The 20,273-nt window shown below is 50.0% G+C and carries 27 protein-coding genes and 1 tRNA gene; 20 read left to right on the top strand and 8 right to left on the bottom strand.

Going from position 1 to position 20,273, the window contains the following annotated elements; all coding sequences use genetic code 11:
- Window positions 1-30: 30 nt before the first annotated feature.
- On the bottom strand, window positions 31-300 hold the full coding sequence (locus ACJJI1_RS11995; protein ID WP_444914657.1) for a helix-turn-helix transcriptional regulator: 270 nt from the start codon (window positions 298-300) through the stop codon (window positions 31-33).
- Between the two features lie 112 nt (window positions 301-412).
- On the opposite strand from ACJJI1_RS11995, the gene ACJJI1_RS11990 reads away from it, so the two are divergent.
- Both ACJJI1_RS11990 and ACJJI1_RS11985 read left to right on the top strand, forming a co-directional pair.
- On the top strand, window positions 413-1,270 hold the full coding sequence (locus ACJJI1_RS11990; protein WP_444956770.1) for a type II toxin-antitoxin system RelB family anti-toxin: 858 nt from the start codon (window positions 413-415) through the stop codon (window positions 1,268-1,270).
- Between the two features lie 100 nt (window positions 1,271-1,370).
- Window positions 1,371-2,372: a hypothetical protein gene (locus tag ACJJI1_RS11985; protein WP_444914659.1), complete on the top strand. Its 1,002-nt coding sequence runs from the start codon at window positions 1,371-1,373 to the stop codon at window positions 2,370-2,372.
- A 123-nt stretch (window positions 2,373-2,495) separates the two neighbouring features.
- On the opposite strand, the gene ACJJI1_RS11980 is transcribed toward ACJJI1_RS11985, so the two are convergent.
- The gene (locus ACJJI1_RS11980; RefSeq protein WP_444914660.1) at window positions 2,496-2,957 is read right to left on the bottom strand and encodes a hypothetical protein; all 462 of its coding nucleotides are present in this window, start codon (window positions 2,955-2,957) and stop codon (window positions 2,496-2,498) included.
- A 147-nt stretch (window positions 2,958-3,104) separates the two neighbouring features.
- On the opposite strand from ACJJI1_RS11980, the gene ACJJI1_RS11975 reads away from it, so the two are divergent.
- From ACJJI1_RS11975 to ACJJI1_RS11915, 13 genes are all read left to right on the top strand, one after another.
- Window positions 3,105-3,440 (top strand): response regulator transcription factor, encoded by a 336-nt coding sequence (locus ACJJI1_RS11975; protein WP_444956769.1) that lies wholly within the window; start codon window positions 3,105-3,107, stop codon window positions 3,438-3,440.
- Window positions 3,437-3,619: a hypothetical protein gene (locus ACJJI1_RS11970; RefSeq protein WP_444914662.1), complete on the top strand. Its 183-nt coding sequence runs from the start codon at window positions 3,437-3,439 to the stop codon at window positions 3,617-3,619. The genes ACJJI1_RS11975 and ACJJI1_RS11970 overlap by 4 nt, the downstream gene beginning before the upstream one ends.
- Window positions 3,616-3,918, top strand: a complete 303-nt coding sequence (locus tag ACJJI1_RS11965) for a DUF7673 family protein (RefSeq protein WP_444956768.1) — start codon at window positions 3,616-3,618, stop codon at window positions 3,916-3,918. The genes ACJJI1_RS11970 and ACJJI1_RS11965 overlap by 4 nt, the downstream gene beginning before the upstream one ends.
- Window positions 3,915-4,223, top strand: a complete 309-nt coding sequence (locus ACJJI1_RS11960) for a DUF6378 domain-containing protein (protein ID WP_444956767.1) — start codon at window positions 3,915-3,917, stop codon at window positions 4,221-4,223. Before ACJJI1_RS11965 ends, ACJJI1_RS11960 begins: the two co-directional genes overlap by 4 nt.
- A complete protein-coding gene (locus ACJJI1_RS11955) occupies window positions 4,223-4,381 on the top strand; it encodes a hypothetical protein (RefSeq protein ID WP_444956766.1) in 159 nt (52 codons plus the stop codon). Before ACJJI1_RS11960 ends, ACJJI1_RS11955 begins: the two co-directional genes overlap by 1 nt.
- A complete protein-coding gene (locus ACJJI1_RS11950) occupies window positions 4,381-4,620 on the top strand; it encodes a hypothetical protein (RefSeq protein ID WP_444956765.1) in 240 nt (79 codons plus the stop codon). The genes ACJJI1_RS11955 and ACJJI1_RS11950 overlap by 1 nt, the downstream gene beginning before the upstream one ends.
- On the top strand, window positions 4,617-4,904 hold the full coding sequence (locus ACJJI1_RS11945; protein ID WP_444956764.1) for a phage antirepressor KilAC domain-containing protein: 288 nt from the start codon (window positions 4,617-4,619) through the stop codon (window positions 4,902-4,904). The genes ACJJI1_RS11950 and ACJJI1_RS11945 overlap by 4 nt, the downstream gene beginning before the upstream one ends.
- 90 nt (window positions 4,905-4,994) lie before the next feature.
- Entirely contained in the window at window positions 4,995-5,348 is a 354-nt protein-coding gene (locus ACJJI1_RS11940; protein WP_444956763.1) for a YfdP family phage-associated protein, read from the top strand.
- Window positions 5,349-5,402: 54 nt separating this feature from the next.
- Window positions 5,403-6,230 (top strand): DUF2303 family protein, encoded by an 828-nt coding sequence (locus ACJJI1_RS11935; protein WP_444956762.1) that lies wholly within the window; start codon window positions 5,403-5,405, stop codon window positions 6,228-6,230.
- Window positions 6,231-6,297: 67 nt separating this feature from the next.
- Window positions 6,298-6,570: a hypothetical protein gene (locus tag ACJJI1_RS11930; RefSeq protein WP_444956761.1), complete on the top strand. Its 273-nt coding sequence runs from the start codon at window positions 6,298-6,300 to the stop codon at window positions 6,568-6,570.
- A gap of 108 nt (window positions 6,571-6,678) precedes the next feature.
- Complete coding sequence (locus tag ACJJI1_RS11925) at window positions 6,679-7,611, top strand: hypothetical protein (protein ID WP_444956760.1); 933 nt, start codon at window positions 6,679-6,681, stop codon at window positions 7,609-7,611.
- The gene (locus tag ACJJI1_RS11920; protein WP_413664500.1) at window positions 7,604-7,849 is read left to right on the top strand and encodes a hypothetical protein; all 246 of its coding nucleotides are present in this window, start codon (window positions 7,604-7,606) and stop codon (window positions 7,847-7,849) included. The genes ACJJI1_RS11925 and ACJJI1_RS11920 overlap by 8 nt, the downstream gene beginning before the upstream one ends.
- Before the next feature lie 30 nt (window positions 7,850-7,879).
- Window positions 7,880-9,082, top strand: a complete 1,203-nt coding sequence (locus tag ACJJI1_RS11915; RefSeq protein WP_444956759.1) for a tyrosine-type recombinase/integrase — start codon at window positions 7,880-7,882, stop codon at window positions 9,080-9,082.
- 136 nt (window positions 9,083-9,218) lie between these two features.
- Here ACJJI1_RS11915 and ACJJI1_RS11910 read toward each other — a convergent pair whose 3' ends face one another.
- The 4 genes from ACJJI1_RS11910 to gltX form a co-directional block, all read right to left on the bottom strand.
- Window positions 9,219-9,797: a hypothetical protein gene (locus tag ACJJI1_RS11910; RefSeq protein ID WP_444956758.1), complete on the bottom strand. Its 579-nt coding sequence runs from the start codon at window positions 9,795-9,797 to the stop codon at window positions 9,219-9,221.
- Window positions 9,798-9,860: 63 nt separating this feature from the next.
- Window positions 9,861-10,304: a hypothetical protein gene (locus ACJJI1_RS11905; protein ID WP_444956757.1), complete on the bottom strand. Its 444-nt coding sequence runs from the start codon at window positions 10,302-10,304 to the stop codon at window positions 9,861-9,863.
- A 375-nt stretch (window positions 10,305-10,679) separates the two neighbouring features.
- A tRNA-Ala gene (locus tag ACJJI1_RS11900) sits at window positions 10,680-10,755 on the bottom strand.
- Window positions 10,756-10,916: 161 nt separating this feature from the next.
- Window positions 10,917-12,392: a glutamate--tRNA ligase gene (gltX, locus tag ACJJI1_RS11895; protein ID WP_444956756.1), complete on the bottom strand. Its 1,476-nt coding sequence runs from the start codon at window positions 12,390-12,392 to the stop codon at window positions 10,917-10,919.
- 276 nt (window positions 12,393-12,668) lie between these two features.
- On the opposite strand from gltX, the gene ACJJI1_RS11890 reads away from it, so the two are divergent.
- From ACJJI1_RS11890 to ACJJI1_RS11880, 3 genes are read left to right on the top strand one after another with little or no spacing between them, the layout of a single operon-like run.
- Window positions 12,669-13,196: a hypothetical protein gene (locus ACJJI1_RS11890; protein WP_413664496.1), complete on the top strand. Its 528-nt coding sequence runs from the start codon at window positions 12,669-12,671 to the stop codon at window positions 13,194-13,196.
- 38 nt (window positions 13,197-13,234) lie between these two features.
- Window positions 13,235-15,748 (top strand): TcfC E-set like domain-containing protein, encoded by a 2,514-nt coding sequence (locus ACJJI1_RS11885; protein WP_444956755.1) that lies wholly within the window; start codon window positions 13,235-13,237, stop codon window positions 15,746-15,748.
- Window positions 15,735-16,682, top strand: coding sequence for a hypothetical protein (locus ACJJI1_RS11880; protein WP_444956754.1), 948 nt, complete (start codon window positions 15,735-15,737; stop codon window positions 16,680-16,682). The genes ACJJI1_RS11885 and ACJJI1_RS11880 overlap by 14 nt, the downstream gene beginning before the upstream one ends.
- A 61-nt stretch (window positions 16,683-16,743) precedes the next feature.
- Here ACJJI1_RS11880 and ACJJI1_RS11875 read toward each other — a convergent pair whose 3' ends face one another.
- Window positions 16,744-17,427: a fimbrial biogenesis chaperone gene (locus ACJJI1_RS11875; RefSeq protein ID WP_444956753.1), complete on the bottom strand. Its 684-nt coding sequence runs from the start codon at window positions 17,425-17,427 to the stop codon at window positions 16,744-16,746.
- Window positions 17,428-17,887: 460 nt separating this feature from the next.
- Here ACJJI1_RS11875 and ACJJI1_RS11870 point away from each other — a divergent pair, with 460 nt between their 5' ends.
- A complete protein-coding gene (locus ACJJI1_RS11870; protein ID WP_282934155.1) occupies window positions 17,888-18,580 on the top strand; it encodes a glycerophosphodiester phosphodiesterase family protein in 693 nt (230 codons plus the stop codon).
- Complete coding sequence (locus ACJJI1_RS11865) at window positions 18,564-19,772, top strand: glycerol-3-phosphate dehydrogenase/oxidase (protein ID WP_444956752.1); 1,209 nt, start codon at window positions 18,564-18,566, stop codon at window positions 19,770-19,772. The genes ACJJI1_RS11870 and ACJJI1_RS11865 overlap by 17 nt, the downstream gene beginning before the upstream one ends.
- Window positions 19,773-19,857: 85 nt before the next feature.
- Here ACJJI1_RS11865 and ACJJI1_RS11860 read toward each other — a convergent pair whose 3' ends face one another.
- Window positions 19,858-20,118, bottom strand: coding sequence for a hypothetical protein (locus ACJJI1_RS11860; RefSeq protein ID WP_282934157.1), 261 nt, complete (start codon window positions 20,116-20,118; stop codon window positions 19,858-19,860).
- Window positions 20,119-20,273: the final 155 nt, after the last annotated feature.

The following is a 20,273-nucleotide window of genomic DNA, read 5'->3' as shown; positions in this document are numbered from 1 at the left end:
TTCTGGTTTCAGAAACTAATTCGCAAGGCCTCAACTTGCCTGCCGAACTTCTGGCATGGCTTGCTGATCAGCAGCTTCAAACAACCGAGCCAGTTTCGGGCAAAGATCCACAGCCCGAACCACCCCTCCTGCCACCAGCTCCGCGCGCAGAGCCAATTCTGCCGACGCACCATGATTTCCATTTAGTAGGTTACTTATGGTGGGCTGACTGATACGCAGGGCCTTGGCTGCCGCTTTCTGGCTTCCAAAGTGCTTAATCAGTTTTCTGACAGCTTCTTCAACCGGATCTTTTCTATTCATGCCCGCAGAATATCGGTCTGCCTATACTGGCGTCAACCGGTAATCCGATTTTGAGTGATATAGGCCGCCCTATAACATACAAATCAACTAAAAAACCTTACGGAACTCATCAGTGACCGACCTAAAGGACAGGCTCAAAGAGGCCCGCAAACACGCAGGTAAGACACAAAAGCAAGTTGTTGAAGCCGTAGGCATCTCTCAACCTTCGTACTCCGATCTTGAGCGCGGAAAGTCCTACGGTACGCGCTATACCACCCAAATAGCCGAATACCTTGGCGTTAACGCTTTGTGGCTCGCTACGGGTAAAGGCCCCATGCGAAAACCTCTCATCAATGAGGTTCGGCACAAAAATCTGGAATCACTTGTAGGAGAGCACGGGCTGGAAGAACTAAAGCAAAAGCTTCCTGACGTTGAGAGCCACATTCACTTCGCCATTACTGAAAACCGAGCCATCAATAGCAGGGTGGCCAGAGCGATAGAGAGCGGCTTAGGGCTGCCTATTGGGGTCCTGGATTACGACAAGACAACAGAAGAAACGGGCAGCAATGTAATACCAGGCCCACGTATACAAGGGCGCGTACCCTTGATCAGCTGGGTTCAAGCCGGGGCTTTTTGCGAGTCGATTGACCTGTTTGAACCGGGCGATGCTGAAGACTGGATACCGTGTCCCTCTAACCACTCTGATCGCACTTTCGCTTTACGTGTTCAAGGCGACAGTATGACCAGCCCCTACCCAGGTCAAAAGAGCTACCCAGAGGGAACTATTGTTTTTGTGGACCCCGATAAACCGTTGATCAATGGTTGCAGGGTCATTGCAAAATTAAACGGTGAAGCCACTTTTAAAACCTACGCCGAAGATATGGGGCATATCTATTTACGCCCAATCAACCCAACCTACGCACCGATGGATATCACCGGCAAGAACGTATCCTTTTGCGGTGTAATCATTGGCTCTTACAGCCCCGAATAGCTCTGATCTAAGAGCAGGATTTTCGGAGGGTTAAACAAGCACATTCGTCAAAACAAAAAACCTAAACACACAACTGCACATTTAAGAAAAGGAAGACTTTATGAGTGAATCGCCGGAAGCAAATACGGTAGATACGAGCAAGCATGAAGATAAGGAGTTCGATGTAATTGCTTACTCAGGGATGGTAAGCCGAAGCGGCTACGATCAGCTGTGCGACCATCTTAGAGATTATAAATCTTCAACGGCAACTAAAGCTTATCTTATCCCTCTCACTGTAGGTGGAGACCCTGACGCAGGCTATCGAATAGCAAGAGCAATTGGCCACCTCTACCCAGATGACGTTAGAGCCCTGATACCCGACGTATGCAAAAGCGCCGGCACATTAATGTGTATTGGCGCCAACGAGCTAGTCATCTGCGATAAGGGAGAACTTGGCCCGCTTGATATTCAACTATCAAAGAAAGATGAGATTTTTGAGCTTGCCTCAGGATTAGACATCAGCCAAGCTATCGCGGCCATCCAAAGCGCCTCCATGGTGACATTCAGACACCTTCTTTTCGAGCTAAAACTTGAAGGAGGACTTGGTACAAAATTAGCAGCTGAACTGGCATCTAACTTAACATCTGGATTATTTGCACCAATCGCAGCACAAATAGACCCCATTAGACTAGGCGAACATCAGCGCGCAATGAATATTGCAGACGCATATGGGCAACGCCTAAATAGAAAATTTTCCAATACTACCGACGAACAAATACGCCAACTTTTGAGCGCCTACCCAACGCACGGCTTTGTAATTGACAGGAAAGAGGCCGCTGAGCTATTTTCAAGGGTAAGAGAGCCATCAAAAGAAGAAGCTCTCATAGGCGAAGTAGCCAGAAGAGCAATGCTTTCAAGCGGCACCTCCCCTGAAAGTTACGACCCAAAGGTTAGGGTCTTTAAGCTTGAAGAAATATTAAGACATATGAACGCCCAAGAGGTTAAAGACGAGGGCTATGAGGATGAAAATGAGGGACCAAATGATGAATCCGCTGCAAAACCAGCTTCAGGAGATCCTGAATCAAATGAAGCCAGTAAACTTACTGAGGGAGCAGATACGTAAGGATCAATCAAAAATATTCGAAGAGCAAATAAAAGCGCTCAACACCCCACGTAAGCCAACACGCGCAGAGTAGCCACACAAAAAAGCCCGCAAAAGCGGGCTTCTTCTTATCCGATACAGCATCTAGAAAAGTATCTTCTCCGCCATATCAGCCTCAATCACACCAAGGGACACACAAGTCAACGTAATATCCTGCGTAGCCGCTCCTGGCTTGTACTCACCCTGGATATTTGAGCGAATAATCACTTCCCGATCATTTACAACAACATTAAAGGCCACTTCTGTTTTGGTCCGATTATCTTTCAGATAATCGATGCCCATAGTAGTACCACAGCTGGCCTGTTCCGGTGTGAGCTTCCAGTTCTTCAGTGAAGTAGAGATATAACCAGACTCTGGGTCAGAGGACTGGATCTGAAACCCTTCCAAAAGCAAAGCCCGCTCAGCCTGCTTCAGAATCTCAGATTTGCTCGATAAGTGTTCCGTAGCGAACGGCTCATTCTTAACCTCTGGCGCCTCATAGGTCATCGCACATCCCCCGAGACCCACCACCAAAGCCGCTGCCACTCCATAACCTAGCGTTTTCATTGTTGTTTTCCTCCATGGATAAACGCACTCCGAGCATATCAACCGCCAACCTGAATTCAACCTCATACAAAAATATAGGAATACCTATTGTTTTAGAGAACCGGTTTATCTATATTTATCATCAACACCACGGATAGGGCACCCAACATGGACACCGCCACAAGCCACCTAATACCCCTGGCACCACGCCAAGCGGAAGCGCTAGCACATCGCGCCCGAGGGCTCTCAAACCGGGAAACCGCCCAAGCTATGCAGTGCTCCGTCACCAACGTCAGCAACCTGCTCGCGGAGTGCTTCTACAAACTGCACGCCCGCAACAGCACCGACGCCGTGGCCAAGGCGATAAAACACGGATTAATCCAGTTCGTCCTGATCGCCACGATTGTCAGCGGAATTGGCGCAGAGCAAGAACAGCTACGCACCCGATTCCAACGCCGCCTCACCTCACAAACCATCCGAAACAACCGGGAGGGAATCGCATGACCGCCACCGTGTTTGTACACCCCACGGCGATGAGTAAAAACAATATCGACCGCCTCAAACGCCGCATCGATATTGCCAACGCCGTCCACAAAATTGGCACCCGCCTAGTGCAGCCAAAACCCACCACCGCAAAGCCAGTAAATAACAACTGGCCACCGTTTGGAGGTGATGCCGCATGAACCAGAACAACCCAGCCCACAGCGTGGAAACCCTGCTCACCGTCGCCAATGGAAATTCTGGAGCCAGCAAAGTTGCCGCACTGGTTTTGCTTTCCGCCTGGAATAGCTACGACTTTTCAGTCCCCGTAGCAGACCTTGCGTTACTGGATGGCGACAACTTCCAACACGCAATCAACGTGATGAATCTGCGCTACCACGGCAGATCACCTGAAAACGTCATTGCGGATGGTGAGAAAAAATTCCACACCCTCTACCGCGACTGGAACCACCTGGAAACCCAGAGGAAGGAAGCCGCGTGAACACCAAAGAATTTTCCCCACCGGACTACAGCGCCCCCGCCTTTCTTGAAAAAGGCGCCCAGCATATGCGCGACCGTGCAGAGCAGCGCGATAGCGAAGGCGGCGAGCGCTCAATGACCAAAACCGTATCAGCATTTAATGCCCTATACGGAACCGCCCTCACCGAAGAGCAAGGCTGGATGTTTATGGTCCTGCTCAAACAGTCCCGCGCAAGCAGTGGTGTATTTGTAGCGGACGATTACGAAGACGGCGCCGCCTATTTCGGCCTAGCCGGCGAAGCCGCCGCAAAGGTCAGAGCAGCCTGATGAACGAGTTCGGCCGAATCTTAGAGCTGTACGAAGAGCTGGCGGCCAAGGTGAAGCTGCAAGAATTTGAAATAAAAAGCATGCGCGAACAAGTCGCCACACTTTCCGAAGCCATCCAAGGCCAAGCCCCACAACAAGAAGATCAGGAGGCAGCGTAATGCAAGTCACGATCCCAGATAGAAAAGCACAAGAAAAAAATTGGGGAACTACAGCAAGCCAAATTCCATTGAAAACTATGGAGATAAGTGACAACTGCCCGAAGTGTGGTGGCCCGCGAGGAATCCCGTATAGACATAACTTTTATGAAGATGGTGAAACTTACTCAGTAAGCAAGTGGGACAACCCTTGTGGCCATATCGATAAATACAGAGATGTAATTAATCAGGAGGCAGCGTGAACAAAGAAAAACTGTACACCATCACCCAGGCCGCCCGAATGCTGGGAATGGGTAGAAACAACCTACTAAAGCTGCTGCGTAAAAACGGCTTTTTATACAGCCACGAACCTATGCGCAACTCCCCCACAAAGTGGGCCCTAGAGCAGAAATTGCTTCATCAAAAAACAGGTGAGTTTTTCAAAGGGCCGGTAAAAGTCCAACACATCACCGCACTAGTTACACCGAAAGGTATGGCCTGGATTCGCGATATCGTCGAAACACAGACTACACCTAAAGCCAGTTAAAAAATTTACCCGCGCCTCAGGCGCATCAGTCAGCTGTAACCGTTAGGGCTGCCGGTACGGAGCCCAATTTTAAAAAACTTGGAGCATCCCATGAGCACAAACGTAACCCAGGTATTTGCCGATTTGGACGGCGGAGTATTTATAGAAAAACTAGCCCACATCCTCAGCGATGTTGCCGGCGCAGTTACCGATCACGAGAAAAAGGGTGAGGTCAGTATCAATCTGAAATTATCCAAAATCCAAAACAGTGATCAGGTTCAGATCGAGCACACCTTGAAATTCAAAAAGCCGACCATGCGCGGCTCCATTATCCAAGACGACGCCACATCCACTCCGATGTACGTCGGCACCAAAGGCGCCCTCAGCTTCTACCCCGAAAAACAGCCACCGCTGTTCGATAAAGACAGCAACGGCAACGTGGCCAAGCTTCAAACCAACGGCTAACAAAAGCCATAACAACCTAACCCAGCAACCCAAAAAGAAAATAAGGATTTATCTATGACCATGGACCAAAGTGCAGTAAAGGAAATCAAGGAGTCACAAACCACTGCCGAACTGGCTGCAGTGATTGACCGGGCCGAGCTTTCCACTCCAGCAATAGCCGCTCCGGTGGATTTCCAGATGATCAACCTGGAAAAATATCTGCAGGGCCGCACGCGCTATCGCGGAGAGATGGAAACTGCCTCCCTCGAAGACTTTGAAAAATACTGTATGGATTTCGGCAATAAGAGTGCCAAGTGCTTTGTCGACCCGGAGAGCATGACCGCAAAAACCATTTTCAACTTGGGAACCACCCAAGAACCCGGCCACGCCGACTTCACAGCAAAATTGCGCTTAATTAAAACCGCTGAATTTAAAGCCCTACTACAGCTTAATGGTGATCGGTGTACGCAAAAAAGCATGGCGGAATTCATGGAGGATTACGCAGAAAATATAATCTGCTATTCCGCCGATGGTGAAGCGATCCCAACCAGCAAAGCCATTGCCGCCGTACGCCGACTCACTATCGAATCCTCCCGCAAAGAGGACCACGCCGTTGATGACTTTAAATCTAGCCGCAGCGCCTTGGAAAATATCGAAGCCCGTAGCGAAGAGGTTCTACCGGCAGGCTTTAAATTTGAATGTACCCCCTACAACGGCCTGGAATCCCGCAGCTTTGACCTGCGCTTATCCATCCTTACTGGCGGAGAGGCCCCATGCCTTACCGCCCGTATTAAGCGCCTAGAAGCAATACAGGAAGCCATGGGACGAGAACTACAGATGCACCTCAGCTCAGTGCTAGTTCAGTCCCAAATGGAAACTTACATAGGCGGATTCGCCGCGTAATTACGAGCTGACACACAGCCATAACCGGGCCGCAGGTACTGGGCCCAAATACAGGACCAACATTCCCGTGAAAAAATATATCCCCATAAAAAGATTCGCACTATTTACCGGCACCTACGACTTAATGATGGGTGGCATCAAAGATTTTAAGCGCTCTTATGCTACCGAAGAAGAAGCCTACCAAGAGGTAGAGCGCATTGCCCAAACCGACCCATTCACACACTGGGCTCAGATCTTCGACAAGAAAACCGACACCGCAAAAATTTATCGTATCGACGCTAAAAAAATCACCGAGGACAAATCCTCAGATTGCCCTCACCCAGAACCGAACGCCGCCTGACCCACAGCCAATAACTTTCTAAGCCCGCCCAGTGCGGGCTAAGTGGGTAGAAAATAGCAACGAATAAAACCCAATGGCTAATCGTAAACAGAAAAAAGGGAGAGCCGCGTGAAGCTCTGGCAACCCCTCACCGGTATCGCCGCCCTAATCTTCTGCGGCACCAGCCTAGCGTTTACTGTGCAGCTGTGGATATCCATGCCCGCAGGTCTCGGTGGGCAGGTGGTGGCCGGTGCTACTGCGGTGGCGCTGGAGCTGTGCAAGTTCAGCTTCGCCCCTCTCGGCCTTTGGTTGCGCAGCCAGGGCCAGGCCAGTGGCTATGCCCTACTCTGCCTCTGGCCCCTGCTGGTAGTAATCAGCATTGTTGCAACGGTCGGATTTCTCGCCACCCACAGCGACGAACAGCAACAGCGCAGCACCCGTAACAGCCAGGAATACCAAGCGTTGCAACAGCAGCTAAACAGTTTGCAACAGCAGATCAACACCCTAAACGGCCTGATCAACACCGATGCCAACAACGGCTACCGCCAACGCGCCATTAATACCGCCGCACAGTTATCCACAATGGAGGCTGAGCGCACGCAGCTCATAGAAAAGCTATCCACAATCGAACAAACACCCAGCACGCATAGCGCTTTCAATAGCTTGGCGGGCACTCTGAACACAGACCCGGCAAAGGTTCAGCATATCGGCTTCCTCGCCCTAGCGATCATCACAGACATAGTGGGATTGGTTGCGTTGCTAGCGTTTAACGCCGCCGTAACAGTTGCGAAACGCGCCACTGCACCGTTGCAACAGCCTGAAACGGTGGAAACACAACCGTTACACACCGCCCACTTGAATGAAGAACAACTGCAACTCGCCCAGCGAATCCGCGCCGGAGAGTTCGGCCACAAGCCCGTCATGCGCAACATCATCAACGATATGCGCCTTCGACACGGAACCGTTAAACCCGTTTTCGACGCCCTGCAACAGGCGGGCGCACTGAATAAAAATGGCCGGGGATACTTCCTCGCGAGTCAGGGAGGGCTGCCCAATGGGTAAGCTGGTTAAAGGGGTCACATGGGCCAAAGAGCAATTCGAAAAAGGCTCCCGCCCTGGAAAAGAGAAAATCTTGGAGTGGATAGAGGCCGAGCATATCCCCGGCCAGATCATCGCCGGGGAGCCTTATGTGGATGCCGACAGGTTCGCCATACGCGACCACACCGGCAAAACCCCAGCACAAAACACCTCCGCCAACGATGGCCAGCCCAGAAGCGGGATGGACCTGTTAGCAGGCTGAGAACAGATTAAGCAGTAGGCGAGCAAGGAAATGGCCAGACCTAAGAAGATCCGTATGTGGGGTGATACACCGCTACCGGACAACCTTTATCCAGACGCGCGCAAACGTGAAAACTACTGGCGATATTGCTTACCTGACGGGCGCTATCGGGTTTTCTCTGCATCATTAGATGATGCGCTACGGATGGCAGAAGAAGCCAATGCCATGCGCGGTGAGAAGGTCCAGCGCAAACCGACAAAAGCTCCTGATAGAGCAAGCTTCGCTTTCCATGCTATACGCTATATCGAATGGCGGGTTGAGAATGACTCACAATTACCCAGCAAGGCCAGCTGGCGAAATCGGTGTAACGCTCTGAAACGCTTTGGCGAAGACTTCGAAGCAATCTCCATACATAAAGCCAAATTGGCTGACCTGCGCAAATGGTGGGAATCCCTCACCTATCATCAGCAGCACGCACGCCGCGCGGAGTTTAATAAATTCTTTAATTACCTGATGGCTGAAGGCTTGTGCAAATTGGAAAGCAACCCCTTCACCACAGCCGACGATCGCCCGCGCCTGCTGGAAAAGGGAAAGCCCATTAAAAAGCGCCAACGCTTAACCCTGGAAGCTTACTGGACCATCTATGAAAAGGCCGGGGAATTAGGCTATGAAGCTCTTCAGATCGCTATGGGTATCAGTATGCTAACTACCATGCGTCGCGCCGATATCTGTGAGCTGAACTTTGATAAACACCTGCAAGGCGACCACCTACGAAAAACGATTAATAAATCTGAAGCGCAACGAGATAGCCTCGCCGCCAGCCACTTAAGTTTTAATTTAAAAACCCACCAACAACTTGGCAAACTTTTAAACCGCGCAAGAGAAATCAGCCTAAGAAATTACCGCTGCCCGAATATACTGAGCCACACACCTAAGCAACGGCGAACGGGAAAAATTAAAGAGCATGTTTGCCAGGTAATACCAGACCGATTGAGTGATATGTTTACAGAGGTTCGCAACGCTACCGGGCTCTATATCGGATTACCAAAAGATCAAACCCCACCCAGCTTCCACGAAGTACGCAGTCTGGCCTCAGATCGGTTTAAGCGTATGGGATATGACGTGAAGTCAGTGCAGCTACTAATGGCTCATACTGATGAGCGGGTTACTCAGTCTTATCAAGCTGGGCATGGTATTGATTATGAGGAGATTAGTATCTATTTGGATGAGCAGGCTATAGGTCGAGAATTTTAGAAAAATGATAACTTTCAAATAAAAAAGAACCAACAAGCCCTCAACAATTTAAATAGCGCCCCCCTCAAAACGAAGAATAATGAAAAGCCCAATAAGAAAGCGTTAATTTTGACTCCACAAATTAACCTACACCAACTCAAAAAAGATTGAAATATTTCTGCTCTTGCTCGGGCAATTCAAAACCACTCATTTTAAAATGTCTCACCGGCCGAATATTTTCACCGACTAACGTCTTTTTATTATATACAATCTCAGCTTCAAGCCGCTTTATTGTAGCGCTGAACCTCTTAAAAATATCAAGAGTTTTTTGTTGATCACCCTTTCCTTCATAAATCAACTCCTTGATATTTTTAGTTACCTCCTTATTAACTTGATACATTTCTCTGTACGCACTAATTAGAGCAGGAAAGAAAAGCCTTACATACATCAAGATTTTTTTATTATGATCGTGAAGATACAATTTAACTACATGCTCAGGATCATCTAAATACGTACGATCTCCATTCACAATAGTTGTAATTCTCCCTATTCTAGTCGTATGCTCATTAGCAAGCTCATTCAAAACGAGATAAAGCTCTTCCAATTTCGTAGTTTTTAACTCAACAGAATTTCTTCTAGCTAGAAAATACTGTGATAAGAAAAAAACAAGTATAGCTACAAGTGCAGCTATAATAGCGGGCAACAGCCTTGAACCAAGTAATTCTTCCATTTCCACTTCTAAGCTCCTACACCATAAACATCTTAATGCTATTATCTTTATAGTTAGCTATACCACTAGTCATGCTAAAATCCATCTAATTACGGCTGCCGTAATCGCTGCACTCGCTGTAATTATTGCAGGTCCGACCACTTGCCATCGATACTTTTGATTGACTTGCCTGTCGTGCAATTCGATTGCCATATCCATAAGCTTATTAACAATTCCAGGCTCAAGTACGGGGCGACTTTCTTCCCCACTAGCTAACGTTTTAGGCGGAAGAGCATATCTTGAAACGAGAGCCACAAGCATTTTTTTATCGACCTTTTGGCGAACACGAAATAGCTCGGGATGAGAGGTTGCCAAGACCACCCACGATTTCGCTGACTCAGGCTTTCTTTGAAGGTCCTCTCCCAAACCTTCCTCGCTTCTACTCGTATATTTATGATATGCAAGGACTTGTATTAAAGATAAAACCTCACCCAGTCGAGCATCCTTCAAATAATCGGATTTTTTACTGCCCACCTAATCATCCTTGAATAATCAATCAAACAATCAATTCACGAGCAACTCAGCTACGAGAACTATTCTGGCTTTTATATAACCTTAAGAATCCCCTACAAGTCAAAGAGATAACCCTAAAATGCAAGACAGAAGGAATCACCTTGCTCCTTAGTAGTGACACAGCTTCAATTCCATACATATAGAGAACTTAACTCATGCAGGAAAACAAACTATTGAAAGGGGACAATTGAATCGAGAAAACTGAGACAAAAAAAAGGGCCTGAAGGCCCTTTTTTCTTTATTGCGAGTTTTTGTTCACGTTTTTGTCCAGTTTTTGTTCACTGGATAAGAGGCCGTGAACCTCTTCTCGCAACCCCTTGAAAGACAAGGGAAATTTGGTGGAGCTAAGCGGGATCGAACCGCTGACCTCAACACTGCCAGTGTTGCGCTCTCCCAGCTGAGCTATAGCCCCAAATTTTGTTGCTTGACGTTTCCGTCGAAAGCGGGGCGCATTTTAGCAAGGTTTAGGCGCCTGTCAACAGAAAAAATAACTTTTTAATCAATTAGTTAGCTGCTGACACCATAGGCCCCCGGAGGCTGCCGCTTCCAGGGGCTCACCAACGCGAATCAGCCTTACTTGAGTCCAGCGTACTCTTTTTCCCAGCGCTTCAGCACCTTCTTCCCGGCACCGCCCAATACGTCGATCGCCTGGCGCAGGCGGGCGCGGCTGAGGTCGGGGCCCAGGAGCACCATGGCTTCCATCACGGAGAAGGACGCAGTGGTGCCGCTGATGGCGACAAACAGTGGGGCGTTAAAGTCTTTCAGCTTGATTTCCATGGCCGTGGACAGGGCTTTCACTGCCTGGAAGATACTGTCCTTGTCCCAAGCGCGCAGGGCTTCCAAGCGCCACAGGGCAAATTGAAGCAGCTTCTTCTGGTCATCCAGAGGCAGCTTGTTACCGCTGAAGCTGTCTTCGGTCAGGGGCAATTTGCCAGAGGCGAGGAAGCTAACTAGCGGGGCAAAGTCACCGAAGGTTTCCATGCGCTCTTTCGCCTGGGGCAGAACCTTGAGCAGGTTGTCGCGGTTAAACATCCACTCGGTGAGGCGATCGGCGAGTTGCTCGTTTTCCAGTTCACGAATCCACAGGCCGTTCAACCAGGACAGTTTCTCTACATCAAATACCGGGCCACCCAGGGAAACACGCTTAATATCGAAGTGCTCCAGCATCTCTTCAAGGGAGAACTTCTCGCGCTCATCCGGCATGGACCAACCCATACGGCCGAGGTAGTTAAGCAGTGCTTCGGGCATAAAGCCGGCGCGCTGGTAATACAGGATAGAGGTGGGGTTCTTGCGCTTGGACAACTTGGTCTTGTCCGGGTTGCGCAACAGCGGCAGGTGGCAGAGCACCGGCATTTCCCAACCGAAGTATTCGTACAACAGTTTGTGCTTAGGTGCGGAGTTGATCCACTCCTCACCGCGAAGAACATGGGTGATCTCCATCAGGTGATCATCCACCACGTTCGCCAAGTGGTAAGTGGGCATACCATCGGACTTGAGCAGAATTTGTGCGTCTACCTGGGCCCAATCAATTTCAATAGTACCGCGCAGCAGATCTTCCACCACACAAGTACCGCTCTCAGGCACATTCATACGCACTACATAAGGTGCTCCGGCAGCGCGACGCCTTTCAACTTCCTCTTCCGGCAGAGCCAGGTCACTGGGCTTCAGTGAAGTACGCCCCGCTTCGCGCAATCCTTCACGGAGTTGCTCCAGTTCTTCCGCCGTACGGTAGCAGTGGAAGGCGTGCCCTTTTTGTACCAGCTCATCGCAGTAAGTTTTGTAGATATCACCGCGCTCACTCTGGCGATAGGGGCCGTGAGGGCCGCCGACATCCGGTCCTTCCTGCCAATCCAGCCCGAGCCAGCGCAGGCTGTCGAGAATGGCTTTCTCCGATTCCGGGGTACTGCGCTGCTGGTCGGTGTCTTCAATGCGCAATACAAACTGGCCGCCTTGAGCGCGGGCAAAACACTGGTTGAAGAGGGCAATATAGGCTGTACCAACGTGGGGATCACCGGTTGGAGACGGTGCGATTCGGGTTCTTACGGTCATGATAAACCTGATTGATAAATGGAGGACTCGTTAAACCGCAGGATTATAGCGCTGGCCAGCCTCTTGGCACAGGCGGGGTTTTCTCCTCAATAAGAATATTTACGCGCCATAACTTCATTATTGTGAGCTAATGACGTGACATACATCACGAAAAAAGTATTATTGCCGCCATAAAGAAGGAATGGCTTGACTAACGTATTACCCCAAATTTTGCAGGGGTTTCCGCGAGCAGCTTCTCCCTAAGAACGATAAATTAATCGCTCAGGATGGCATACCATGCAAAAAAATGTAGTTCGCACACTGTTTTCTGCTATTGCAGCAGGTACTCTTTTCAGCATTTCTGCCGCTTCAATGGCCGCTACTGATAGTGCAAGCAGTGATATCACCCTCTCTTTCACACCCACCATTGAGATCACTCGTGTAGACAACCTCACGATTACCGATCCCACTTTGGGTACCGATGCCGTAGGCACCGAAGATTTCTGTGTGGGCGGCCTCGGGTTCTCCACCTACAGCATTACTTTCGACAGTAATGACGGTGAGAATGACACGGAATTTACCCTGACCGACGGCACCAACAACGTGCCCTACAGTGTTGGTTTTGATAACAGCACCTCCGGTACTTTTACTACTGTTATCGAGGGCGATGCGCTGACAGGCCAAACCCGGAATATCGCTTCCTGCGGCTCCAGCGATAACGCGCGCTTCCAAATCACTGTGGCCAACAGCGCTTGGGAAACTGCAACTGTGCTAAATGGCACCACCTATACCGATACCCTGCTGATCACTGTCGCCTCCGAGTAACAGTAAAGAGTGGCTGGCCCTGCCAGCCATAGCTCAATATGGCAGGACGTCATCTGGGGCGCCTTACACTGGCTTTGTGTCTGGTGCAAGCCTCCTGCCCCGATATCCTTGCAGCGACCGCAGCGACTTTCCTTCTGGAAACCTCTGCTCCTGAAGGGTTTGATGATCTCACCGAACCCCAGCAACTCGTGGTGGATCTCTACTACGGCGGCCGGGAAATTGGTGCTGCGCAAGTCACAATAGATCCGCGCTTTGTTCGATTTGACTCCCCGTCTGAGGTACTCGAACTGTTGCCCGAGGTTCGCGATACCGAGCGGATTCTCTCCATCCTCGAACGACCGCAAATAAGAAACAGTCACCATGTATGCCGCTCAAACCGGCAGATTGGCTGTGGCTACTTAATGCCATCGGAGTTTGCCGTTATTTACGATGAGCAGCTCTACCGGCTGGATCTTTTTTTCTCACAAGAGCTGTTGCCGCAACAAGCGGCAATCAATGATCCTTATTTGCCGGAAGCGAGTTCTGACTTCTCTATCGTACAAAACCTGAGCGGTTCCTGGAGTGGGGTTGAAAGTGATTGGGGCCCGGACAGCTATAGCGCTGCATTAAATGGCAACACCATAGTGAGCTTTGGTGAGAGCGCTCTGCATTCACAATGGTCTGCGGCCTCAGAGCAGGACAGCCGGATCCATAGCCTGTATTGGAGTCGGGATTTTCGGGGGCAAGCCTATTCGGCCGGCCTTTTACAACCCCAAGGGGGCTTTGGCTATTTCCGGCCCCAGGAAGCGATCTATGGCGTAGAGCTACGCACTTCCCAGCGCACCCGAACCGATATCAGTTATCAACAGGGAGCGCCGGTTGAAATTAATATGCCGGTGCGCGGTAGAGTCGAGGTATATCGGGATGAACGACTTATCCACACCGAACTACTGGAGGCCGGCAACCGCCTGTTAAACACCTCTACCCTACCCCACGGCGCCTACGATATTGAGGTGCGCACCTACGATGAAGCGGGGCGGGTATTGAGCCGGCATCTCGAATTCTTTGCCAAGGATTCGCTACTGCCGGCCCCCGGTGAGTGGTTTTGGAGCTTGCAGGCAGGCTTGCCCACCCGCAGTTTTTGGGGCGACACTCTGCCGGACCACTACGACGATGGAATTATTACGGCCTCTATCGCACGCCGTTTAACGACCGGATTGGGTCTTTTTGTTTCTGGTGCCGCAACCGAGGAGCAGCAATTGTTGGAAGTCGGCGGTCGCTGGATTGGCGAAGGCGTTGAAGTCTCCCCAAGCTTGGTGACATCCGGTGATGGACGCAGTGGATACCGATTGCAGGCATTACTTAAAATGCCCTACGGGACTTTTAGTGCAGTAAAAACCGAGCTGGATGCCAATAAAACGCCGTTCAATAACGATAAATATACATTGCTGCCGGGCAGCTATTCCCAAACAAGTCTGAGTTTGCGCACAGCAATATTGGGCGGACAGCTATCCCTAAGATTCAGCGAGCGGGACCAAAACCAACTCCCCGGCAGTATCGACAACGGCGATTCACTGAGCAGTGCCCAGAAGTTAAAAACCCTGGAGTTCCGCCACCCCATTTTTAAGAGCACCCGCTGGCTCGGCAACGCCACTCTGTCCCACAGTGATGCAGACGGCGATCAATACACCAGTCTGGAATTCCAGTTCCGAATGCGCTCCAAACACTGGCAACACACCGCTAATCTCTATAGCGACAACAGCGAACAAAGCACTAGCAGCGAGCGATTTGCACTACAAAGCCGCTGGTATGACCGGGATTTATGGGCAGCTGAATTTGAACAGCAGCTTTCTGTGGAAGCATCCCCTGAAGCCAATTACCTGGAGGCCCGTACGCATTTAGCGGGACATCACGGATATTTGAATACTGCAGTTGGGCTTTACGATGATGATAAAGGCCGTGCGATCAACTACCTCGGAGGATTCAGCACCAACCTGATTGCCACAAAAAATTCCCTCAATTGGGGCGGTGAGCAAAATCTCCAGAGCGCGGTTATCGTAAATATCGAAGGCAGTGAAGATAAAGATTTTGAAGTTTTGGTTAATGGCAGCCGCCGTGGATACGCCAAAGGCGGCACAACGTCAGTGATTAATTTACCGGCTTATCGCAGTTACGACCTTTCCCTCCGGCCCCTGGAAGAGGGCTTTTTCGATTACCGGGAAACCTCCGAAACCATTACCCTGTATCCGGGCAATGTAGGCGCCAGCAGTTACCAGATACTGCCACAAATCCTGATACTGGGCCGATTAACCAGCCTTGGCCAGGGGCTGGCAAATACAGAAATAATCATTGGCGAACACTCAGCGCAAACTGACCAATACGGCGTTTTCCAAATGGAATTCCACGGTGAACATAACACCATCCTAAATACAGAAGTTCGCTGGGGAAATTGTAAAGCCTCAATCGAGGCCACTTCATCAGGTGATAGCTGGCTCAACCTGGGAACCATAGAAGAGTCAGAGGCCAACTGCCAGACTGGGCAAATAGCAGAGGTAAGCCGTGTCCATAACTAAGAAGCTACACAAACTTGGCCTGGCCTCTGCGCTGTTGATTCCGCTATTTAATATACCAGTACAAGCCCAGGTAAATTGCTCCAGCAATAACGATTTGCGAGTTTGTGGCTTGGAAGATTCACACACTATTGATTACGAATCAGAACCTAAAGAAATTCAGTTTACTACCCGAAGCCTGCTGGGAAGCTGGACCCTGCGCTACGATGTAGAAGTGAGTCCGCTCAGTGGATCTACTTTCGCACTATTTGCGGACAGTGGTGAACAGCTGGATATTGATATTTCATTTCGAGCCAATAACGGCACCACGGAAACACTCAGTCCAGGAACTCAGTCCGCTACTTTTGCCGGCACCAGCGACGATGCAGATACTTATTTAGTGATCGAGCTGGACAGCAGCCAAATACCCTCTTCCAGCCGCTACTCCGCCAGCTTTGAAATGACACTGAATAATTATTTTATTATTTGGACTGCCGGCACCGAAACAGTTCAGTTTGACATTGTGCTGGACGTAGAGCCAAACATCGCCATTCGCAATCTGGGTGATATTGACCTCAGCAACAGTGGTACCCTGTTTGGACAGGCCATTGAGGGCAGTGAGGACTTTTGTGTTGGCGGTATAGGATTTAGCGGTTACACAGTAAACCTGTCCAGCGCCAATGGCAGCACCGGGGGATCAGGCAGCAGTGCCTATGAATTGGGGGGAAACAGTGAACAAATCCCCTACAGCGTAGCCTTCTCAGACAATCTGGCTGCAACTTCAGGCATTTCCCCGGATAGCCTGGGCGATATCTCCGGCAGCTTTAGCCGAACTTCGGATGAAAACTGCCTTTCTGATAATGCGCGAATTTATATTTCTATTGCGCCCTCAGACTGGGAAAACGCGGGCGAACCTCTCTACACCGATGTACTCACAGTAACGGTGAGCAGCCAGTGAGCTAAATACAAAATAATCCTTTAATCCGCCCTGCTTGCTATAGACAAGCAACCAATTCTAATTAGCCACTAAGAGGAAAACGAACCCGCTCACTCTGCTGCCCTCGCAGTAAAACTTCCAGCTCGCCGCCAACGGGTTTACCCGTTACTTCGATACTGGTGCCAGCGTATAACCGACCGGTGGCCTCAAGTTTTTCACACTCCTCTTCAGTCACACAATGACGTACTTCCACGACTTCTACATTAATATTGCCACTATTCGTGAGTCGGTAATTATCCCCTTCAGCCACTAGATCAATTTTATAAGCTCCACCTTTTGGCTGCACAAATACCAACGCTTGATAAGCCACAAGGATTTTTAGTGCCGTTCTGTCACTCTTGATATCACCTACAACGGGTTTAAAAGTCACCCGGTAGACTTTTTCCTCTTCAAGATCTCTATCTAAGGCCATTAAGCGAAAGCGCTTTCTCTCTCCGGGGGCCAGGACAGCTCTTGCGGGGCTGATAAGGAGTTTAAATTCATCGGGATTTATCACCCTGACTCGACTCTCATTATCATGGCCGGGGTTATCCACACGGAATATTTCAGTTTGGATATATAGCGTCTCATTATCTGGGTTGCTGACGAGAACATCATCCCGGGCGCTGGGAGTATCTTCCAGGTAAAGGACAATTTTATCCACAGACATAGCTGCCATTACTGGCTGGACGACAAAGAGTAGCAGTGAAAGCAGTACTTTTTTCATAAAGAGCGGGTAGTTTTAGAACTTCTTATAGTAAGCGCAATATCGGGCTGTTTTATCCACAAGTCAAATCGGAACCTAATGAGCCTCCCTTAAATCAACATCACCAGCCCCGCTAGTAAATAAGAGGCAATACTGATTTGCCCTACACCGCCTGAAAAGTAAAACACTGCCAACGTAATAGATCATCCTGACGGGACATACCGCTAGCTAACTCAGTGGCGCGCTATCCATATGGGCAGTGTGCAATCGATTCAGCATCATCACTATGTAAAAACCCCAGCCCTCCATTGATAGCCCTCTGGTCCCATATTTCCTCCCCGTGAACCTTGCAACAGCGGTGGCACCGTCTATTTTTCCTGTATGACCCGGCTCCAGCCAGGGTCCGGTTCATCTCTGGGCAAAGGCCAAATTACGCCCAATTCCAGACGACAATAACACCCGCTTTTCGGACCAGATTCACATGTTAATTGCTCATCGCGGCGACAAGACCCGCCAACCAGAGAATACGATTGCCGCTTTCGAGGCGGCCCATAATCTGGGGGCCTGCGCTATTCAGTGCGATATCCGCTTCAGCGCCGACGGCACCCCCTGGTGCTTCCACGAGGATAGCCTGCACATCCCCGGCAATGACCAGTCCCAGGTCTTCCACTCCCTTAGGGACTCACAGTTACACCACCAGTCGATCAATCGCTTTATCGAGCTGGTGGACTGGGCCAGCTGCCATCGCCACCTGGATTGGTTTATCGGTATCTCACCTGCCAATATCGCCGCCACTGGATTTGTCACCGCCGTTAAAAAGTTAATGGAGCTGATGCGCACCGAGAATGAGTCATTCGCTCTACTCACCGCAGACTGCCGCAGCCTCAGAGCCGCCCGCAATATGGGCTGGCATCGGGTTGCCCTTGAGATCAATAGTGTCTCCCGGTGCCTATCTGCCGACATTGTTACTTTGGCGCCAGAATATCTACTAATTCGCGACAGCCAGGTTGAATGTGACGAGTTGCCCCCAGGCCCCTGGCAATGGGTTGTCTATGAAATCAATTCGACAGAAGAGGCAGTACTCTGGCGCAAGCGCGGTGCTCACCATATTCTCACCGGCAACTTGCCGCTGCTGATGCGCTCCCGGGAAGCGAGTGATGTCTACGGATTTTGATGTCCTGGTAGTCGGTGCAGGTATACAGGGGGCGGGAGCCGCCGAGGCCCTGGCCACCAATCACTATTCCGTGGTGATACTCGAACAGCTGGGAATCGCCGCCGCCACCTCCTCTCGTTCTTCCAAGCTTATTCACGGCGGCTTGCGTTATCTGGAGAGCGGCCAGTTCCGTTTGGTCTACGAGTGCCTGCGGGAGAGAAAGTGGCTACTGGACAACAAGCCCGAACTCGTGAGAATGGTCCCTTTTTATATCCCTATCTACCAGCACAGCAGGAGACCGGCCTGGCTGGTACGCTTGGGGTTGAGCCTATATAGCCTTCTGTCTGGACTGAGTAACACCGATTCATACTTTCGCAGAATACCCAAATCCCAGTGGGACAGCCTTCCAGGCCTGAATAGGGAGGGCCTAAAAGAGGTCTTCCGCTATAACGATGCGCAGACCGATGACGCAGCCCTTACCCGGGACGTAGTTGCCTCAGCGGTTGCCCATGGGGCGCAGATTATCTGTCCCGGTAGCCTAGTAGGTGCAGAAGTCACTGGGGATGGGGTCCGCGTTGACTATGTTGCTAATGGCAAGCTCAGCACGTTGCGCACCCGGGCGCTCATAAATTGCAGTGGCCCCTGGGTAGCCAACACGAATGCGCGCTGTTCACCGCCAGTGGACCTGCCCCCTATCGACCTGGTCGCAGGTACCCATATTTTATTGCCCCTCTCTCTTGGCGATAAAATCTACTATGTGGAGGCCGATGATGGCCGTGCGATTTTCGTGATGCCCTGGCAGGATAAAACACTGGTTGGAACTACAGAACGCCCCTATTTTGGCGATCCTCGGGATGTCACCCCCACACTAGGAGAAGAGAGTTACCTTCTGCAGACCGTACAGAAATATTTCTCTCAAGCCCGGGAGCTCAATGGAGAAGATATTTGCGAGAGTTATTCCGGACTACGGGTACTTCCGGAAATGGAAAAGAGTCCTTTTGCGCGCTCCCGGGAAACCATTATTTGCTGTGATGATAACAAGAAGCCTAGAATTCTAGCGGTGGCAGGCGGTAAGCTAACCAGCTATCGTGCCACTGCACGTAAATTACTAAATAAACTTGAACCCACTTTATGTGTGGAACCACCCACCCCACCCAATACCCAACATTCCGAAACCGCAAAAAACTCTTCTGAACGCGAGAGAAATATCTAAAATTTCTTCCTCGCAATAGCCCCCATTTACTTTGGGAGCCAGAAAATGGGGAGAAAGAAAAACCTCCTACCCCCGAATTTTGCTATTAACCTTCATCCACATTGGAATTCATTACTGCTAAACACTGACTTCCCGGACCTGAACAAGGTCCCTGCAATACATAAGTGGCACGCTTATCACATCCTGAAACCCCATAAGTTCTGTATCCCAGTTGCTGGATCGTTATTGAGCCCGCATCACAGTTCAGATCAAAAGGCGCCCTTTTAGATACAGTTTCTTTCATTAATGAAGCGCATCCACCCAAAACCAGTACCACAGCTCCCACACTGATTAATTTAAACTTCATACTAAACTCCTTTTATAAATTTTGTTGAGCTTGGCCAAAAAGTCAGAAGTGCACTGCCATCAAAGAAAAGACTGCACTCAAAATAATCGGCTCAGTATTAAGGACGGAGCAATTCTATCTTTCATCACAGAAATCTGTCAGCAGAAGAACATTGT

Source organism: Microbulbifer maximicatervae (SeqCode) (genome assembly GCF_052467065.1).
The sequence above is the reverse complement of the archived record's forward strand: the minus strand, read 5'-3'. Positions and strand labels throughout refer to the sequence as shown.

Bases quoted from the DNA above. Each gene is read 5' to 3' on its own strand.
- ACJJI1_RS11920 (WP_413664500.1), top strand. From the start codon at position 7,604: ATGGGTAAGCTGGTTAAAGGGGTCACATGGGCCAAAGAGCAATTCGAA.
- ACJJI1_RS11915 (WP_444956759.1), top strand. From the start codon at position 7,880: ATGGCCAGACCTAAGAAGATCCGTATGTGGGGTGATACACCGCTACCG.
- ACJJI1_RS11870 (WP_282934155.1), top strand. From the start codon at position 17,888: ATGTTAATTGCTCATCGCGGCGACAAGACCCGCCAACCAGAGAATACG.
- ACJJI1_RS11995 (WP_444914657.1), bottom strand. From the start codon at position 300: ATGAATAGAAAAGATCCGGTTGAAGAAGCTGTCAGAAAACTGATTAAG.
- ACJJI1_RS11950 (WP_444956765.1), top strand. From the start codon at position 4,381: ATGCAAGTCACGATCCCAGATAGAAAAGCACAAGAAAAAAATTGGGGA.
- ACJJI1_RS11970 (WP_444914662.1), top strand. From the start codon at position 3,437: ATGACCGCCACCGTGTTTGTACACCCCACGGCGATGAGTAAAAACAAT.
- ACJJI1_RS11965 (WP_444956768.1), top strand. From the start codon at position 3,616: ATGAACCAGAACAACCCAGCCCACAGCGTGGAAACCCTGCTCACCGTC.
- ACJJI1_RS11935 (WP_444956762.1), top strand. From the start codon at position 5,403: ATGACCATGGACCAAAGTGCAGTAAAGGAAATCAAGGAGTCACAAACC.
- ACJJI1_RS11985 (WP_444914659.1), top strand. From the start codon at position 1,371: ATGAGTGAATCGCCGGAAGCAAATACGGTAGATACGAGCAAGCATGAA.
- ACJJI1_RS11940 (WP_444956763.1), top strand. From the start codon at position 4,995: ATGAGCACAAACGTAACCCAGGTATTTGCCGATTTGGACGGCGGAGTA.
- ACJJI1_RS11975 (WP_444956769.1), top strand. From the start codon at position 3,105: ATGGACACCGCCACAAGCCACCTAATACCCCTGGCACCACGCCAAGCG.
- ACJJI1_RS11885 (WP_444956755.1), top strand. From the start codon at position 13,235: ATGGCAGGACGTCATCTGGGGCGCCTTACACTGGCTTTGTGTCTGGTG.
- ACJJI1_RS11980 (WP_444914660.1), bottom strand. From the start codon at position 2,957: ATGAAAACGCTAGGTTATGGAGTGGCAGCGGCTTTGGTGGTGGGTCTC.
- ACJJI1_RS11890 (WP_413664496.1), top strand. From the start codon at position 12,669: ATGCAAAAAAATGTAGTTCGCACACTGTTTTCTGCTATTGCAGCAGGT.
- ACJJI1_RS11860 (WP_282934157.1), bottom strand. From the start codon at position 20,118: ATGAAGTTTAAATTAATCAGTGTGGGAGCTGTGGTACTGGTTTTGGGT.
- gltX (WP_444956756.1), bottom strand. From the start codon at position 12,392: ATGACCGTAAGAACCCGAATCGCACCGTCTCCAACCGGTGATCCCCAC.
- ACJJI1_RS11875 (WP_444956753.1), bottom strand. From the start codon at position 17,427: ATGAAAAAAGTACTGCTTTCACTGCTACTCTTTGTCGTCCAGCCAGTA.
- ACJJI1_RS11955 (WP_444956766.1), top strand. From the start codon at position 4,223: ATGAACGAGTTCGGCCGAATCTTAGAGCTGTACGAAGAGCTGGCGGCC.
- ACJJI1_RS11865 (WP_444956752.1), top strand. From the start codon at position 18,564: ATGTCTACGGATTTTGATGTCCTGGTAGTCGGTGCAGGTATACAGGGG.